Origin of the sequence: Rhizobium sp. BK456 (genome assembly GCF_014194045.1) — a bacterium.
Taxonomy (GTDB): domain Bacteria; phylum Pseudomonadota; class Alphaproteobacteria; order Rhizobiales; family Rhizobiaceae; genus Rhizobium; species Rhizobium redzepovicii.
The window spans coordinates 70,393-88,962 of record NZ_JACIAO010000008.1 but is presented as its reverse complement, the minus strand read 5'-3'; the positions used below and the strand labels follow the sequence as shown (position 1 = coordinate 88,962).

Sequence of the window (18,570 nt, the reverse complement as noted above, 5' to 3'; positions counted from 1 at the left end):
CGGTCTCCTCAGACGTTCAGACGCGGGCATGCTGCACCCGCGAAGGAAATTCTTAACTTCTTGTCACAGGAAGTTCAATTTCTCTTGCGACTGCGAAATGCAATTTCTCGCCATTCTGGATGCGGATGCAGCCTCGCCGGATCGGCCCAGATCCGAATCCTGATCGAAATCAAAGAGGTAGTATGAAAATCGCTTATATTGTCAGCAGGCTGCTTTAGCTTATCAGCCGGTGACGAAAGGCAAGCGCCACCGCCTGTTGCCGGTTTTTCGCCTTCAGCTTGTTCTGCAAGCCGTTCATATACCAGTCCACGGTGTGGTTTGAGATCTTCAGCACCTTGCCGATTTCCATCGAGGTCATGCCTTCGGCGAGATAATGCAGGATCTCCATTTCACGTCGCGTCAGCGGCGTGTCGGCCGGCAGCACGGATTCCAGCGCCTGCGCCTCGTCCTTCAGTTCGAGCAATCGCCAGAAGCTCTTGCGCGCCACCGCTTCAAACAAGGCGATCTCCACCGGCGACAGCTCGACAGGTTTGCCGGCGAGACTGAGGCTGCCGAGAATGCCGTTCCGTCCGTGGACCGGAAAGATATAACCGTCTTCCAGTCCGTGACCGAAAGCATCGACCATCATCTGCTCCATGCGGCGCCGCTGCGCATCCTTGCCGAAGGCTGCCAAACTTTCCCGCCAGCGGAAAGGCCGCTGGGCATGGGCGAGATAGCGCACCATCGGATCGATCATGACATATTTTTTCGCGGAATAGATTTGCGGCCATTGTTCCGGCCAGCGATCGGCAAGCGCCGCCGCCCGAGGTTCCGGATTCCGCTGCACAGGATTTTGCGGCAAATAGCGCAGCAGGCCGTAATATTCGAAGCCGCTATCGTCGATCACCCGTTCGAGATCGGTCACCACAGCCCGAGAGTTCGGCGATTCTTCCAGAACTATAAGCAATTGAATTAACAAATTAATATTCACAAAATGCCCCTTGCCCGGACGTGACGCCCGCATCCGAGGCCGTCGGCGGCTTTCAAATGGGTCGCGAAACGGTCGTCTCAAAAAATGCAGTCTCTAATTTAATGCTGCGCTAAAAATTTATTAAAATGCAAGCGCAAATTGTTGCAGGGATATAGCCGAGTAACAATTTCAGCGCCATAGCCTATCTCGTCGCATCCTGCGATAGTACGATCGGGTGAATCGTCGCCTGGATTGAACCCTGAATACTCCGTTAATCGCCGGTTCAGGTAGCCTTTTGTAGCATGGCATCATCCCGTTTTCGCAGATGCACAAGAGGTTCGACGTGACGCTATTCAAGGTCTATGCAAGAGCTCTGCGCTATCTTGGCGCCTACAAGCTGCGCGTATCCCTGGTCGTGGTGGCAAACATCGTTCTGGCAACGATTACCATCGCGGAGCCGATCCTGTTCGGTCGCATTATCGATGCGATTTCCGGCAAGGGTGAGGTCAAGCCCATCCTTTTCATGTGGGCGACTTTCGCCGTCTTCAACACCGTCGCCTTTGTCCTGGTCGCCCGCGAGGCCGACCGGCTGGCCCATGGCCGGCGGGCGACGCTGCTGACGGAAGCCTTCGGCCGGATCATTTCCATGCCGCTCGGCTGGCACCATCAGCGCGGTACCTCCAACGCGCTGCATACATTGCTGCGCGCCTGCGAGACGCTGTTCGGCCTCTGGCTGGAATTCATGCGCAACCACCTGTCGACGGTCATCGCGCTTGCCCTTCTGATCCCGACCGCAATGTCGATGGACCTGCGCCTTTCCGCGGTGCTCATGGTGCTCGCCGTCGCCTACTGGCTGATCGGCCGCGTCGTCATGAGCCGCACCAAGGACGGTCAGGCTTCGGTCGAAAACCACTATCACACGGTCTTCTCGCATGTCAGCGACTCGATCAGCAACGTTTCGGTCCTGCACAGCTACAACCGCATCGAGGCTGAAACCCGGGCGCTGAAATCCTTTGCCGACCGCCTGCTCGAAGCCCAGTATCCGGTGCTCGACTGGTGGGCGATCGCCAGCGCGCTGAACCGCATGGCCTCGACCATTGCGATGATGGTGGTCCTGATCATCGGCACCATGCTCGTCCAGGCCGGCCAGCTGCGCGTCGGCGACGTCATTGCCTTCATCGGCTTTGCCAACTTGCTGATCGGCCGCCTCGACCTGATGCGCCAGTTCGCCACGCAGATTTTCGAAGCCCGTTCCAAGCTCGAGGAATTCTATGTGCTCGAAGACTCGGTGCGTGAACGCGAAGAACCGGCCGGCAATGGCGAGATCAAGGACGTCAAGGGCGCGATCGAATTCCGCGACGTCTCCTTCGGCTTCGGCAATAGCTCGCAGGGCCTGCACAATGTCTCCTTCTCGGTGAAGGCAGGCCAGACGGTTGCGATCGTCGGCCCGACCGGCGCCGGCAAGACGACGCTCGTCAATCTGCTGCAGCGCGTCTACGACGCCCAGGGCGGCCAGATCCTCGTCGACGGCACCGATATCACCAAGGTGACTCGCAAGTCGCTGCGTCGCCACATCGCTACCGTTTTCCAGGACGCAGGCCTGCTGAACCGCTCGATCAGCGAGAATATCCGCCTCGGCCGCGAAGGTGCGAGCGAAGAGGAAATGCGCCGTGCGGCCGAAGCCGCCGCCGCCGCCGACTTTATCGAGACCCGTGAGGATCGCTACGATACGCATGTCGGTGAACGCGGCAACAAGCTCTCCGGCGGCGAGCGCCAACGCATCGCGATTGCCCGCGCCATCCTCAAGGACGCGCCGATCCTGGTGCTCGACGAGGCGACCTCGGCGCTCGACGTCGAGACCGAAAACCGCGTCAAGGTCGCGATCGACAATCTGCGTGAGAATCGCACCACCTTCATCATCGCCCACCGCCTGTCGACGGTCCGCGAAGCCGATATGGTGCTCTTCCTGGATGACGGCCGCGTCGTCGAACAGGGCAGCTTCGATGAACTAAGCCACAGCAACGGCCGCTTCGCCGCCCTGCTGCGCGCCAGCGGCATCCTGACGGACGAAGAAGTCCGCAAGGCCCACGCAACCGAAGCCGCCTGATCGGTTCGGGGTTCAAGACAAAGGCCGGAAGGGTAGCTCCCTTCCGGCCTTTTTTGTTGGGCTGGGTTAGGCGCGCCTTCATATGCCACGCTTTAGGACTTTGCTTTCTCCCACTGCTGATATGGACGATAATGCATTGGCAGTTTGCCGTGTGGCTACCCCTCTGCCCTGCCGGGCATCTCCCCACAAGGCGGGAGATTGGCCAGTGGTTGACCCTCAATCCCTCTCTACTGCGGTGCGGAACATCACTTGGTCATTGCTTGGGGAAACCATCGCGCCCAGCCGATCTCCCTCCTTGTGGGGGAGATGCCCGGCAGGGCAGAGGGGGCCTACACTCCGCCGCGTCGCCATTCTAAGCCAAACCCCGATTGACCACCCTGCCGATCTTCCTACCTTCCGCCTTGTCAGCAAGCATCGGAAGGAAAGCCCATGAAGGTCTTGCGCATCGTCGCTAATATCCAGACACCCGACATCACGCCGGCCCGGCGCTTCTATCAGGATATCCTCGGTCTTGACGTCGTCATGGATCACGGCTGGATCACGACCTTCGGCGCCGCGAGACCGATGAACGTTCAGCTGAGCATCGCTACCGAGGGCGGTTCCGGAACGCCGGTGCCCGATCTATCGATCGAAGTTGATGAGCTCGATGCCGTGTTCGAGGCGATGTCGGCTGCCGGTTTTGCGATCGAGTATGGGCCGGCCGACGAACCTTGGGGCGTCAGGCGCTTTTATGTACGCGATCCCTTGGGCAAGCTGGTGAACATTCTCGTCCATAAAAATTGAGCCGGCGGCCATCGGCCACCGGCCCCTTCATCTGGCAGCCGCATCCGAGACCTATTTCCGTTCGTTGCGGCGATAGGCGTTGGCCGTTCCGCCGATACGGACGGGCACCGGGATGCTGGCGGGCTCGGTGACGAGTTTCCCCTTGACCTTGCCCTGCTGGCGCTTGCGTTCGAGATAATAGGCATAGGCGAATTGCGTCGCGACGCCCGCGATCACGAACAGCGGGCCGACCAGCGGGTCCTTGTTGGTGATATAGAGCACCACCTGACCGATCATGGCAAGGATCGTGCCGGCGACGAAAATGTTGAGCGAATGGCGGCCGAGGATGGTCAGCGGATGATCCGCAGGGCGGCGCAGAATGCGTGAGAACGCCGGAATGCTGATGACGAGATAGGTCAGCGCCAGCACATGCAGCAGCCGCGGCAGCGACAGGAAGGTCTTGTCGAAACCGGTGATGACAGGCGGCAGGCCAAGGGCTGCCAGCGAATTGCCGAAGGCCCAGAGATGGCCGGTCACCCAGACGAAGGATAGGGCGACGTAGCCGGCAGCGGCCGCAAACAGCAGCGGATGCCGCGGGATCGTGCCGCCCCGCTTGATATGCAGCATCGAAACGATGCCGATCGTAAACAGGAACTGCCAGGAAAGCGGATTGAGGAACCAATAGCTCTCGATCAGCATGTTGTGCGGCGCCACCTGATAAATGCCCGCAAGCAGCCAGACCGTGCCGGAAACGCCGAGCGCCAGCAACGGGCTGCGCGCATTCAAGAGCAGGATGATCGGCACCATCAGCATCAAGGCGCCGTACATCGGCAGGATATTGTTGTAGCCGATCTGATGGCCGAGCAGCAGCAGCGCCGGAATACCCTCCTTCAGGTTCATCAGCACCGCCAGAATGTTGATTTCGACCAGCAGGCCCGGCCGGTGAAACAGCCATGCGCCGCAGATGAACAGCGCCAGTGTCATGAAGGTGGTAATCATATGCGCGAGATAGAGCGTAAAGGCACGTTTTGCCGCCTTGACCGCCATCTTCAGCCGGTTGCCCGGCCGGAACCCGGAACCATAGGCAAGGCCGACGGCAATGCCCGAGATCAGCACGAAGGCCTCGGCAGCATCCGAGAAGCCGAAATTCTTCGTCGTCACATATTCGAAGATCTGTCCGGGAACATGATTGATGAAGATCATGATCAGCGCCACGCCGCGCAAGACGTCGAGCCTGGTGTCACGCATCGGCGCAGTTGCGGATAGGGAACTGCGCCCGGTGACAATGGCTTCGGTCGGCGTGCTAGCCATGGGTCTCTCCTTATTATCCGATTTGCAAACGCGACGACGGCCAAAAGGGTTCCGTTTTGGCCGTCGCGAATCGCCGTGTTTTTCAGCGTGGAGAACGCTGTTATCCGAGCGGATATCCCTCTTCGGGATCGGTGACTTCGCAGCCGTTGATAGACAGAGTGTAGCCGCTGTCATTGGACGCTTTTGAGACCGAAATGCGGTATTTGTCGCCGCCCTGTTCCACCTCTGCCGCAAAACCGTCCCATTCCGACGGGAGCGACGGCCGCACGTAGAGCCGGTCGCCCTTCAGCCGGATGCCGAGGATGCCCTCGACGGCGGCGCGGTAGAGCCAGCCGGCAGAGCCGGTATACCAGGTCCAGCCGCCGCGCGATGTATAGGGCTCATGACCATAAACGTCGGCCGCCACGACATAGGGTTCGACGCGGTATTGCTCCGCCGAAGCCTTGTCGAGCGCATGGGTGATCGGGTTGAGGATCTGGAAGCAGCGCAACGCGTCGTCGCCCCGCTTCAGTTCCGCCAGCGCCATCACCACCCAGGTAGCGGCATGGGTATATTGCCCGCCATTTTCGCGCACACCCGGCGGGTAGGCCTTGATATAGCCGGGATCCCTGGCGGAGTTGACGAAAGGCGGCGTGAACAGCCGGATGATGCGGGCATCCTCGTCGACCAGCTGATCGAGCACGGCATCCATCGCCTTTACGGCGCGGGCCGGATCCCCCTCTCCCGACAGCACGCTCCATGACTGCGCAATCGAATCGATCCGGCATTCCGGGCTTTCCCTGGAGCCGAGCAGCGCGCCGTCGTCGAACGTGCCGCGGCGATAGTAGCCGCCGTCCCAGGCCGCAGTTTCGAGCGCCTTCTTCAGCTCGGTCAGATGCGCCGACCAGCGCTCTGTGCGGGCCGTGTCGCCGCGTTCTTCGGCATAGGGAATGAAGGAGCGCAAGGCGCCTGCCAGGAACCAGCCGAGCCAGACGCTGGTGCCGCGCCCGCCGATGCCGACGCGGTTCATGCCGTCGTTCCAGTCGCCGCCAAGGAACAGCGGCAGGCCGTTTGCTCCCTTGCGGGCGATGGCGAGATCGAGCGCCAGCGCCGCGTGCTCGTAGACGCTCGCCTTATCCTCGGAAATCTCCGGCCGGTAGAAGGAGTCGTGCTGGCCTTCGAGCAGAGCCGGTCCCTCCAGGAAGGCGATCTCCTCGTCGAGCACGCTCTTATCGCCGGTAACGGTGCAATAATGATGGATCGCGTAAGCGAGCCAGACGACATCGTCCGAAATCAATGTGCGCACGCCGGCACCCGTTCCCGGCAGCCACCAATGCTGCACGTCGCCTTCGCGGAATTGGCGCGAAGCGGCATTCAGGATCTGCCCGCGGGCAAGCGAGGGTTCGTGCAGCACGAAGGCCAGCGTGTCCTGCAGCTGATCGCGGAAGCCGAAGGCGCCGCTTGCCTGGTAGAAGGCGGTGCGGGCCATGATCCGGCAGCCGAGGCTCTGATAGGGCAGCCAGGTGTTGACGAGATTGTTCATCCCGCGATCCGGCGTCGATATCTGCAGCCTGCCGGTAAAATCCCGCCAGAAGGCCCGGTTCGTCTCGACGGCATCGTCGAACGAAACTTTGCGGATATCGGCGATGATGCTGCGCGCTTCGTCCTCCGTCGGGGTATCGCCAAGGAAGAAAGTAAAGTCGCGCTCCTCGCCGGCGGCAAGCTGGACGTCGATCGCAAGGGCTGCGGCCGGATCGCCGTCGAGGTCGGCCGTGCCGGAAAGCGAGGCGGCAGAGATCACGGCCTGCGGCGCTTGGATCGTTCCCGCCTTGCCGACGAATTCGCGACGGCTTGCCGAGAAGCTCGAAAGCGCCTCGCTCGCCGCGAAGAAGGCGGTGCGGTTGGAATAATCGATGCTGTAGGGATTGCTGGCAAACAGCGCCCCCGTCTCCTCGTCGTGTTTCGACAGGATGAAGGGCGCGGTGCGTGCCGCATTGCTGCCGAGGATCCACTCGACGTAACCGTAGAGACGCAGCCTGCGGCTGGTCGAACCGGTGTTGCGCAGGCGCAGGCGCTGCAGTTTCACCGGCCTTTCGCGGTCGATCGTCTGCGTCAGCTCCAGCGCGATATCGTGCTGAACGCTGGAGAAAACGGAATAGCCGAGCCCGTGGCGGGCTTCGAAACGGATGTCCGGCCGGCGGGAAAGCGCTGCGAACGGTGTCATGACCGCACCGCTGTCGAGATCGGCGAGATAGAACGCCTCGCCCGACCGGTTGATCACCGCATCGTTCGACCAGGAGGTCAGCTGATAGTCGCGCGAATTGGCGCTCCAGGTGAAGCCCGCGCCCTCGGCCGAGACGTGGAAGCCGAACCTGTCATTGGAGATAACATTGATCCAGGGCTGCGGCGTCGCGTGGCCTCCGGGCAGACGAACGATATATTCGCGTCCGTCACGGGCAAAGCCGCCGATGCCGTTCCAGAAGTCGAGATCGCCCTCTTCCTCGATGACGACGGCGGGCACGGCGGGTGGCGGCACCGGCGCGACGCGCTTGACCGGGACCTTGTTGCGCTCGGCCCGTTCCATCTCCTGCAGTTCCTCCTTGGAGGGGGCAAACAGGGCGACGGCGCGGTTGATCTGGTCGACCACCTTGCCGTTCTTCGTATGCAGCGTGACGCGGGAAGCCGCGATCAGCGCGTGATAGGTGCTCTCCTCCATCAGGTCCTTGCGAACCGCAAAGATATGTTGGCGCAAGCCGTCGGCTTGGCCCATTCGGCGCACGTTTTCGCACATGGCGTCGAGCGCATGCTGCATGTCCTGCGCATAGGAAGAGGCGCGTTCGTTCATGATGACGAGATCGGCGGTGACGCCGCGCGAGCGCAGATATTCCTGCGCCAGCAGCGCCTCGCGGGCGATTTCGAGATCCATGTCGTCGTTGATGCGCAGCGTGAAGATCGGGAAGTCGCCGGAGATCGCCAGCGGCCACAGCGCCGATTGCGACTGCAGGCCGGCCTCGACGGTCGCTTCATCCTTGCGCAGCTGCATGTCGGGATAGACGAGGTAGCGGCCGAGATGCTGGAAGGCCGCCGCCTGCTGCGAGGTGACGCCGACGTGACGCATCTGCACCTGCGTGCGCGTCCAGGCCTGGACCAGTTCGTGGGTGAAGGCGTCGGGATGACGGTAGCGATTGACCGCCTTGTCCACTTCGTCGCGGCTCGGCGCTGCGATCGTCCAGAAGATGACACTGACTTTCTTGCCGGCCGGCACGCGGACGGTGCGGCGCAGCGACATCACCGCATCGAGCATGAAGCCGTCGCTGCCGGAAAGCGTCGCCCCCGGATCGAAGGCCGCCGCATTGGCAAGACTGCGGCCGCGGCCGATAAACTTGCGGCGGTCGGTCTCGAATTCCGTATGGCGGGTGTCGCCGGCATTGTCGACGATCAGATGGGCGATGCTGATGTTCGGCTCGTTCGGATCGCGCTTGTTGCGTTCGGCGCGGATGACGTCGCCGCGCTTGCCGATCTCGGTCTTGACGAACATGCGGGCGAACGCCGGATGCGCATTGTCGGTATCGTCGGAGGTGATCACCGGTTCGAGATAGGAGGTGACTTCGATGAAACGGTCTTCCGTACCCATGTTGAGCAGGGTGACGCGGCGGGCCTCGGCATCATGCTCGGTCGCGATGATGCATTCCACCTCGCTCGTCAGGTCGCCGACCGTCTTGGTGAACTGCGCCTTCTCGTCGGCGAATTCGACCTTGATCGCTTCGCCTTCGACACCCTTCGGCTCCGATGTCGTCGACCACCATTCGTTCGTGGCGGTATCGCGCAGGAAGATGAAGCTGCCCCAGCGGTCTTCGGTCGGATCGGCTTTCCAACGGGAAACGGAAAGGCCGTTCCAGCGGGAATAACCGGCGCCTGTCGCCGTCAACATCAGCGAATAATGGCCGTTCGACAGGAATACGAGTTCGCGGTCGCGTGACGCCGGATCGCTGATCTTCCTGATCTCCGGCCGCAGCAGATCCTCCTGGATGCTGGCCGGTGTGTCGGATTCATGCTTGCCGCTCATCACCGGAATGTCGCGCGGCGCCTTTTCCTGCAGCAGAAGCTCCGCCGCCTCGATGACCGGATCGGCGTGGAAGAGTTCGCGCAGATGGCCGTTGAAGGCGACGTTGGCGACGGCTGCGATCGACATGCCGTGATGGTGGGCATAATAATTATAGACCACGGCGCATTTCTTGCCTTCCGGCACGCGCGTCGGCGTAAAGTCGACGGCATCGTGGAAGCCGAATTTGCCGAGCGCACCGACCTTGCGCAGCCTCTGCAGATTTTCGAGCGCGCCCGGCGGGTCGTACTGGCTGGCGAGCAGCGAGGCGTAGGGCGCTATGACGGCATTGTGGCCGAGGCCACGCTTCAGGCCGAGTGTCGGGACGCCGAAATTCGTGTACTGATAGTTGAGGTTATGGTCGCGGGCATTGAAGGCCGCTTCCGAAATGCCCCACGGAATGCCGAGCTTGCGGGCGTAATTCATCTGTTCGACGACGACCAGATTGTTGGTCTGGTTGAGAATGCCTCCGCCGCGCTCCTGCATGACGAGCGGCGGCATCAGATATTCGAACATCGAGCCGGACCAGGAGACCAGCGCGCCGCGCGACCCCACAGGCACGACCTGGCGGCCGAGACGGTACCAGTGCTCCGTCGGCAGATCGCCCTTGGCGATGCCGAACAGGCTGGTCAGGCGGCATTCCGAGGCGAGAAGGTCGTAGCAAGCCTGGTCGAGTTCACCGCTTTCGACGCGGTAGCCGATCGACAACAGGCGCCGCTCCGGCCGGAACAGGAAGCCGAAATCCATTGAGAAAGCCAGATCGCGGGCCTTGTCGCGCAACGCCACCAAGCGCGGCCTCAACGCATCGACCTTGGAAAGGTCGAAAGTGCTGTCTGAAATATGCGCCTCGCAGACCTTCACCAGGGATGCCGCCCATTGGGTGACCTCTTCGCTCTGTTTCGACTTGACCTCATGGTCGAGATTGGCGGCGAGCTTCTCGATATCGCGGGCAAGAACGGCGAGGTTGATGATGCGGATCGAGGCGAATTCATGCTCGCGCTTGACGGCGGCAAGCGCGTTCTGGAAACCGACGATGCGCTCTTCCAGGCGCCGGCGCAGCGGCCGCACGGTCTTGCGGTCATCCGGCAGGTCCGCCAGCACTTCGCCGAGAATGCCGGCCGTGTCGCCGACGCCGTCGAGATTGCCCTGCATATGGGCGGAGGGCGCCTCGGCCCAGTTGCGGCAGGCCGACGAAATGGCGATCAGATGACCGGCGAGATTGCCGCTGTCGACGGCCGAGACATAACGCGGCCCGAGCGTCTGCAGCGTATCGGTGTGATACCAGTTGAACAGATGGCCGCGGAATTTCTCCATTCTGTCGATCGTCGAAATCGTCTGCTCCAGCCGATCGAGCGTCTCCTCGAAGGAGAACCAACCGAATTGCCGGCCGGAGACGACGGAGAGCAAATAGACGCCGATATTGGTTGGCGAGGTGCGCGCCGCGACGATCACATGCGGCGTTTCCTGGATATTGTCAGGCGGCAGATAGTTCTGCTCGGCGGTGGTGAAGGTCTCGAAATAACGCCAGGTGCGCCGGGCGATCTTGCGCAGTTCGCTCGACACCGAATCGGCGACCTCGAGCCGGTCCTCGGTCTCCGCCGACTGGCTGACATACCAGGCGACAACAGGCGACAGGATCCACAACAGCGCGAAGGGTATGCCGACGACGAAGGCGTTGTCGCCGGGCAGGGCGGCAAAACCAAGGGCCAGCAGCGCCAGCACCGGCGCATGCCACATCGCCTTGTAGTAGGAAATCAGTGTCCCCTGGCCGCCGGCCTGAACGCTGGCGGCGGTCCGCCATTGCAGCATCAGCTTGCGGCTGACGAACAGACGGTAGAGCGACCGGCCGATCGCATCGGCCATCATGGCGGCGGAATCGGCGATGAAGACGATCCGCAGAGCAACCTGGGCATTGGCGGCCGTGATATCGGACCAGACGGTATAGAGATGGGCGCGGGCGACGATATCGCTGGTGCGCGGAATGATACCGTTGATCAGCGACAGCGTCGGCGCGACGAAGAGGCAGAAGATCAGCAGAATCTGCCAGATAAGCGCGCCGAGCGGGCCCATAAAATACCAGCCGAGCACGGAGGCGAAGAACCAGGCGATCGGCGTCAGCGAGCGGCGCAGATTGTCGAACATCTTCCAGCGGCCGAGTGCTGTGACGCCGTATTTCGGATTGAACATATAAGGCAGCAGCTGCCAGTCGCCGCGCGCCCAGCGATGCTGGCGCGAGGTTTCGACCTCGTATCGGATCGGGAAATCCTCCACCAGTTCGAGATCGGTGACCAGCGCGCAGCGCGCCATCGAGCCTTCGAGAAGATCGTGGCTGAGCACGGAGTTTTCGTCGATCCGGCCCTTCAGCGAGGCTTCGAAGGCATCGACATGATAGAGGCCCTTGCCGGTGAAGGTGCCTTCGCCGGCGAGATCCTGATAGACGTCGGACACGGTGAAGACGTAAGGGTCGAGGCCGCGATTGATCGAAAAGACGCGCTGGAAGACCGACGCGTCCTTGCCCGTCGTCAGCGACGGGGTCACGCGCGGCTGCAGCACGCCGTAGCCGCTTTCGACACGGCCGGTTTTCGGGTTGATGACCGGGCGGTTGATCGGATGATAGAGCTTGCCGACGAGCTTGGTGACGGCATCGCGCATCAGGCGCGTATCGGCATCGAGCGTCATGACATATTGCACATTGGCCGGCACGGTGTTGGCGCCCGGCAGATAGGTCGTGTCGCGGTCGCCGCGCAGCAGCATGTTCAGCTCGTGCAGCTTGCCGCGTTTACGTTCCCAGCCCATCCACACACCTTCGGACGGATTGTACAGGCGGCGGCGATGCAGCAGATAGAAACGCGTCTTGCCATCATAGGCATAACGGGCGGAAAGATTGGCGATCTCGCGCCTGGCATAATCGAGAACCTCGAGATCGGCGGGCGTTTCCTCAGCCTCGCTGTCCGGCCAATCGCTGAGCAGCGCGAAATAGAGTTCGCCGCGCGGATTGGCGAGATAATGCACTTCGAGATTGCGCACGTGATCGTCAACGCTGTCGCGGTTCGAGATCAGGCAGGGAACGACGAGCAGTGTGCGGGCATCCTCCGGAATGCCTTCCTTGAACTCGTAGCCGACAAGGCGCGCGGGCGTCACGAAGAAGGAAAGCACGGTGTTGAAGAGGCCCGTCGCCCCCTCCGACGCGGGCAGTGAGAACATGATCAGCAGCAGGGCGATTTCGATCGGCCCCATGCCGGCATTGGCCATGAATCGGCCGACGACCGCCATGGCGATGATCGTCAAAAGCATGACGGGCACGGCAATTGCCAGCCAGTTGAACCGGCGCACCGCGCGCACGAAATGTTGGGTGACTGTCGGGCGATAGTTCGCCCGCGCCTCGAGCTTCGGCCGCTGGGCGCCGGACAGGAATCCGCCGACATTCGGTTCATGCGGCTGCGGCTCGTCGGAGGCCTTGGCGGCATCCGTCATGTCGAGCGCCAGCTGGGCAATTTCCATTTCCGTCAGCGGCGAGCGTTTGGCCAGCTTTTCGATCTGCTTGCGGTATTTATTGCGCGAGCCGGAATCGAGAATGCCGTAATCAGAATGCTCCCAGAGCAACTTGTCGACATGGCTGACCTGCTCGACCCAGACCGACCATTCGGCATCGTCGATCTCGCGAAGGCTGCGGATGATGTTGCCCATCGTCACGTTGCCGGAAGAGAGACGGCTGTGTTCGGCCGTCGTCGCCTCTTCGGTGTTGCGGCCAAGCTCTTCCAGCCGCTCGTCGAGCCAGGTGATCGCAAGGCTCGACGTCTGCGAGCCGTCACGCATGCGATAGAGGAACTGCGTCGAGAAGGTATTGTCCTCGGCAAGCGGTTCCAGCGTCTTCAGATAGGCGGCCGCCGCGGCCGGATCGGTCAGGCGCACCAATTCGTCGGCCGCCTCGTTGGCGCGGCGGCGCAGGCGGCGGCTGGCTTCGACACGGCTGGAAATGCGGCGAAGATTTTCCACGAGCACGTAACGCACAAGCGAAGGCAACGCCCACAGTTCGCCGATCCTCAGCGTCTCGCTGGCCTGAAAACCGTCGACCAGCGCCGTCAGGCTTTCCTGCGAGATCGTGCTGTGGGTGTGAGCGACATAGAGCCAGGCCAGCACGAGGGTGCGCGGCACCTCGACACCGCCGACCACCATAGTCGGCAATTCGCGATAGAAGCGGCGGGGGAAGTCGCGCCGCACCTCCTGGATCGCCTCTTCGACGATATAATGATTGTCCAGCAGCCATTCCGCCGCAGGTGTGATCGTCTCTCCTGCCTCTACGTCGGTCGCCGTGGTCCGGTAGACGCGCAGAATTTCCTTCTCGTTTTCCTTGTGACGCGCGAAGAAGTCGAAGGGAGCGAAAGCCGGCAGCCGGTCGACGCCGCCGCGGGCGACCGTATTGCCGATCGCCTTGATGTCCTCGATGGCAAGATAGGTCGAGCGGATCGAATCATTGTGATCGATCTGCTTCGTCTCGGGTTCGCGCGGAAGGCTCGGAGAAAGATTTGAAATAGACATGGGTTCGGTTCTGGATCCAAACGAAGTTATGGCTGTTTTGCTCAGCCTTTTGCACTGCTTATCATGACTGCTACATGAACGGAGCCCGTTTCTTCGAAGATCGATGAAGCCGGGATAAATGACGCTTGGGCCAAGCGATGCGAACGGGTTAAGCCCCGGTCCAGGGCGCGGCCCGACGGGTGATCAAGACCATCGATACCCTCTCCGCGAAAGCCATGTCGAAAATTGGACACTATCGGGATAATTCAAGTCAAGAGGCATGAGCGGCGCGCCCGGCGCGCTTGAGACGTGCATGAACGACACAATGCCCGCCCCGGTTCCGGCAATGCAAAAGCTCTTCGATTTTGGGAGAAGACGCGCGATCTCGGGTGGCATCATCGGTTCGAAAACGCCGACATGCAGACAAAAGATCAGAAATGCGTCCCACGAGTAAGTTCGATGCGGCCGCTCGTGATGAAATGAAGACCTACAGAAGAAAAAAGGGGATCGGATACCGATCAACCAGGCGAAAACCGCCGCAACGCCGGCATTCGCCGGCGTCTAACATTCGCCGATCAGCCGACGACGCCGCAAACCATGGCCACGACGAACAGGAATGCCGCGGTGAAGATGGCTCCATGGAGCATCGTTTGAAGCCTGTGGCGTGTGGTCAGCGGCTTCTTGGTCTCTACGGAACCGTATTGGTTCACGTGAGCATGCGAAATACCCAGATCTGCCATATGTCGCCTCCGTTGTTTTTAAGCGGCCGGTTGTGCGGCTCGCGTTGATATTCTTATATTCTCTATCAAGTAGGTAGAGATAAATTTCCGTCCAGAGCGAACGAAAGAGAAAATTCAACCAGCCCTTTCAGCAGCCTGTCTTTTTAGCAGTCCGCATTTTAGCAGACTGTGCGCCATGCCCAGATCCACGAACGCTCGACGCTGTCCTCGGTCTGAGACGGGTTGGCGGGGATCTCGATCAGCCGACGATCCTTTTCCGCAGGAATGGAGGCCGAAACCTGTTCCCGGCGATCGGCTTTCACGGGAGGATCGAGGTAGCCCATGGTCATCCCACCGAGAAAGAACATGCCTCAACCTCCATCGATCACGAAAGCTAACAATCGTTAACAGGATCATGACAGAAGCGGGGCAGCTGTCAATAGTCTAGTTGAATGGTCGTCTTTTAGGGAAATCTTATCCTTAACGCCGCCGCTGGTCTTTTCTTTTCAACGCGCTGAAAAGATTGGCTTTCAGGCTTTGACGAACCCCTTGCTGGCGATCATCAAATTTCTCGTGTAGTCCTCATGAACCGCACCCTCCGCCAGTTCCCGGGAGCTCAGCCGCTCGACGACGGCGCCGTTGCGCATCACCGCCAGCCTTTCGCACATATGGGTGACGACGCCGAGATCATGGCTCACCATCACGAAGGTGAGCTTGCGGTCGCGCCGGATCTGCTCCAGCAGGTTCAGCACCTCGGCCTGCACCGAGGCGTCGAGCGCCGAGGTCGGCTCGTCGAGCAGCAGGATCGACGGCTCGACGATCAATGCCCGGGCGATCGCCACGCGCTGCCGCTGGCCACCCGAGAGCTGGTGCGGATAGCGGAAACGGAAACCATTGCCGAGGCCGACCTCGTCGAGGGCGCGTTCGATGCGCCTCTCGCTGTCGTCAATATCATGGATTGCCAGCGGCTCGAGCAGAAGCCGGTCGATGGTCTGGCGCGGATGCAGCGAACCATAGGGATCCTGAAAGACCATCTGCACGCGGCGATAGAAGGTTTTACTGCGCTTCGAACCCCTCAGCGCTTCGCCATCGATGCGGATCGCCCCGCTGCTGATCGGTGCAAGGCCGGCGACAGCGCGCAGCAAGGTCGATTTTCCCGAACCGGATTCACCGACGAGGCCAAAGGATTCGCCGCGTTCGACCGCAAGGCTGACATCCTTCAGCGCATGAAATTCATCGTAGACGACGCTGAGATTGTCGATCTCCAGAGCTGCGATCATGCCGCCCACTCCGGCCTGCGGTCGAGCACCGACAGCGGATGACGGTTCGAGCCGATCTCGGGCATGCAGTTCAGCAGTCCTTGCGTATAGGGATGCTGCGCATGTTTGAGATCGGCGGCCGCGAGCTCCTCGACGATTTTTCCGGCATACATGACGATCACCCGGTCGCAGAAGGAGGAAACCAGCCTGAGATCATGGGAAACAAAGATCAGCCCCATGCCGCGCTCCGCCACCAGCCTGTCCATGATTCTGAGCACATCGAGCTGCACCGTCACGTCGAGCGCCGAGGTCGGCTCGTCGGCAATCAGCAGTTCGGGCCCGGCAATCAGCATCATGGCGATCATCGCCCGCTGCCCCATGCCGCCCGAAACCTCGTGCGGATGCAGGTCGAAGACCCGTTTCGGGTCGCGGATCTGCACCGCTTCCAGCATGGCGAGCGCCCGCTCGCGCGCCTCCGCCTTGCCGACTTTTTCATGCGTGCGCAAGGTTTCGCAGATCTGCCGCCCGATCGACATGACCGGGTCGAGCGAATATTTCGGATCCTGCAGGATCATGGCGATGCGCTTGCCGCGCAGCCTGCGCCTTTCGCCGGTGGAGGCTTTGATGAGGTCGATGCCGTTGAAGTCTAGCCTGTCGGCGGTGACAACGCCGTGTTTCGGCGTCAGGCCCATGATCGCCCGGCCGGTCTGCGACTTGCCGGAGCCGGATTCGCCGACGATGCCGAGCCTTTCCTTGCCGAGCGTGAAGGAGACGCCGCGCACGGCCTCGATCACCCCGGTGCGCGTGGGATAGCTGACCTTGAGATTGTCGACCGTCAGAAGTGTCGTCACTGGCCGGCCTCCTTCGGATCGAGCGCGTCGCGCAGGCCGTCGCCGAGCAGATTGAAACCGAGGCTGACGATGAGGATGGCGATGCCGGGCATGGCTGCGACCCACCATTGATCGAGAATGAAACGCCGTCCCGAGGCGATCATCGCCCCCCATTCCGGCAGCGGCGGCTGCGCCCCGAGGCCAAGGAAGCCGAGACCGGCCGCCGTCAGGATGATGCCCGCCATGTCGAGCGTCACGCGCACGATCAGCGAGGAAATGCAGAGCGGCATGACATGGCGCAGGATGATGCGGAACGGCGAGGCGCCCATCAGCTTCACCGCCGAGATATAGTCGGAGCGCCGGACTGTCAGCGTCTCGGCGCGGGCAATGCGGGCATAGGGCGGCCAGGATGTGATGGCGATGGCGATGATCGCGTTCTGAATGCCAGGGCCGAGCGCGGCGACGAAGGCGAGCGCCAGCACCAGCTTCGGAAAGGCGAGAAAAATATCGGTGATGCGCATCAGCGTCGCATCGACCCAGCCTCCGGCATATCCGGAAACCGTGCCGACGATCAGGCCGATCGGCGCCGAGATAACGGCGACGAGCACGATGACGAGCAGCGTCAAACGCGATCCGTAGATCAGCCTCGAAAAGATATCGCGGCCCTGGTCGTCGGTGCCGAGCAGGTATTCAGCCGTTCCCGGCGGCAGCAGCCGTGCATTGCGCAGATCGCCGACGACGGGATCATGCGTGGCGATGAGATTGGCGAAGGCGGCGACGAAAAGCAGCGCGACGATGATCAGCAGGCCGACGACGGCAAGCCGGTTGGCCGTGAACTGCCGCCAGGTGACGTAGGCGCGGCCAAGACGCGCCTGCAGACGCGATTGCGGCCGGTCGGACAACAACCATTCGCGGCGGCTCATCGCAGGAGATGGGCTGGCGGGAGCGGTCATCGGTTTCGCGTCCTCGGGTCGAGCGTCCGGTAGAGAAGATCGGACAGAAGGTTGATGCCGATGAAAACAGTGCCGATGACGATGGTGCCGCCGAGCACGGCGTTCATATCGGCGTTCTGCAGTGAATTGGTGATGTAAAGCCCGATGCCGGGCCAGGAGAAGACGGTCTCGGTCAGCACCGATCCTTCGAGCAGGCCGGCATAGGAAAGCGCGATGACGGTGACCAGCGGCACGGCGGCATTGCGCAGCGCGTGGCCCCAGATCACCCGCGTTTCCGAAAGCCCTTTGGCGCGCGCGGCGACGATATATTCCTGGGAAAGCTCGTTCAGCATGAAGCTGCGCGTCATGCGGCTGATATAGGCGAGCGAGAAATAGCCGAGCAGCGATGCAGGCAGGATGATGTGGCGAAAGACGTCGTAGAAGACGTCCCATTGACCCTGCCAGGCACTATCTAGCAGATACAGGCCCGTGATCGGCGTGAACGTATATTCGAAAACGATGTCGATGCGGCCGGGAAATGCCACCCAGCGCAGCTGCGCATAGAAGATGACGAGCGAAATCAGCGCCAGCCAGAAGATCGGCACCGAATAACCGACGAGGCCGACGACGCGCACCACCTGGTCGGCGATGCTGCCGCGGCGCACGGCGGCGAGAACGCCGAGCGGCACGCCGACGAAAGCGCCGATCAGCGTTCCGAGCGTCGCAAGCTCGATGGTTGCCGGCAGGACGCGGCGGATATCGACCATGACGGGATTGGTCGTCAGCACCGAATTGCCGAAATCACCGGACAGGATACCTTTGATATAGATGAAGAACTGCTGATAGAGCGGCAGGTTGAAGCCCATTTCCTGGCGCACCCGCTCGACGACGTGGCTGGGCGCGCGGTCACCGAGAATGGCGAGCACGGGATCGATCGGCACGACGCGGCCGATGAAGAAGGTGACGGCCAGGAGGCCGAGATAGGTGGTGACGGCGGCAAACAGGAACCGCCCGGCAGCCTTTGTAAAGGCCCCTGCACGGCCCTTGCGGGGCCGCGCCTCCTGTGTTGTTTCGACGGTGCTCAAGCGATCGATCCTGCCGG

General features: G+C 61.6%; 11 protein-coding genes. 2 read left to right on the top strand and 9 right to left on the bottom strand.

What is annotated here, in order from left to right:
- Positions 1-214: 214 nt before the first annotated feature.
- The gene (locus tag FHX03_RS22055) at positions 215-970 is read right to left on the bottom strand and encodes a LuxR family transcriptional regulator (protein WP_183855456.1); all 756 of its coding nucleotides are present in this window, start codon (positions 968-970) and stop codon (positions 215-217) included.
- A gap of 322 nt (positions 971-1,292) precedes the next feature.
- Between FHX03_RS22055 and FHX03_RS22050 the strand changes: the two genes are divergently transcribed.
- Complete coding sequence (locus FHX03_RS22050; protein WP_097625149.1) at positions 1,293-3,056, top strand: glucan ABC transporter ATP-binding protein/ permease; 1,764 nt, start codon at positions 1,293-1,295, stop codon at positions 3,054-3,056.
- Positions 3,057-3,485: 429 nt separating this feature from the next.
- Positions 3,486-3,839, top strand: a complete 354-nt coding sequence (locus FHX03_RS22045; RefSeq protein ID WP_097625027.1) for a VOC family protein — start codon at positions 3,486-3,488, stop codon at positions 3,837-3,839.
- Between the two features lie 51 nt (positions 3,840-3,890).
- On the opposite strand, the gene FHX03_RS22040 is transcribed toward FHX03_RS22045, so the two are convergent.
- The 8 genes from FHX03_RS22040 to FHX03_RS22005 form a co-directional block, all read right to left on the bottom strand.
- Positions 3,891-5,129, bottom strand: a complete 1,239-nt coding sequence (locus tag FHX03_RS22040; RefSeq protein ID WP_183855454.1) for an OpgC family protein — start codon at positions 5,127-5,129, stop codon at positions 3,891-3,893.
- A gap of 100 nt (positions 5,130-5,229) precedes the next feature.
- Positions 5,230-13,749 (bottom strand): GH36-type glycosyl hydrolase domain-containing protein, encoded by an 8,520-nt coding sequence (locus FHX03_RS22035; protein ID WP_183855452.1) that lies wholly within the window; start codon positions 13,747-13,749, stop codon positions 5,230-5,232.
- A gap of 554 nt (positions 13,750-14,303) precedes the next feature.
- Positions 14,304-14,468: a hypothetical protein gene (locus FHX03_RS22030; RefSeq protein WP_165503891.1), complete on the bottom strand. Its 165-nt coding sequence runs from the start codon at positions 14,466-14,468 to the stop codon at positions 14,304-14,306.
- 158 nt (positions 14,469-14,626) lie between these two features.
- Complete coding sequence (locus FHX03_RS22025; RefSeq protein WP_183855450.1) at positions 14,627-14,815, bottom strand: hypothetical protein; 189 nt, start codon at positions 14,813-14,815, stop codon at positions 14,627-14,629.
- A gap of 162 nt (positions 14,816-14,977) precedes the next feature.
- On the bottom strand, positions 14,978-15,727 hold the full coding sequence (locus FHX03_RS22020) for an ABC transporter ATP-binding protein (RefSeq protein WP_097625150.1): 750 nt from the start codon (positions 15,725-15,727) through the stop codon (positions 14,978-14,980).
- Positions 15,724-16,557 (bottom strand): ABC transporter ATP-binding protein, encoded by an 834-nt coding sequence (locus tag FHX03_RS22015; RefSeq protein ID WP_183855448.1) that lies wholly within the window; start codon positions 16,555-16,557, stop codon positions 15,724-15,726. The genes FHX03_RS22020 and FHX03_RS22015 overlap by 4 nt, the downstream gene beginning before the upstream one ends.
- Complete coding sequence (gene nikC / locus FHX03_RS22010; RefSeq protein ID WP_097625032.1) at positions 16,554-17,489, bottom strand: nickel transporter permease; 936 nt, start codon at positions 17,487-17,489, stop codon at positions 16,554-16,556. Before nikC ends, FHX03_RS22015 begins: the two co-directional genes overlap by 4 nt.
- Positions 17,486-18,553 (bottom strand): ABC transporter permease, encoded by a 1,068-nt coding sequence (locus FHX03_RS22005; RefSeq protein WP_097625033.1) that lies wholly within the window; start codon positions 18,551-18,553, stop codon positions 17,486-17,488. The genes nikC and FHX03_RS22005 overlap by 4 nt, the downstream gene beginning before the upstream one ends.
- Positions 18,554-18,570: the final 17 nt, after the last annotated feature.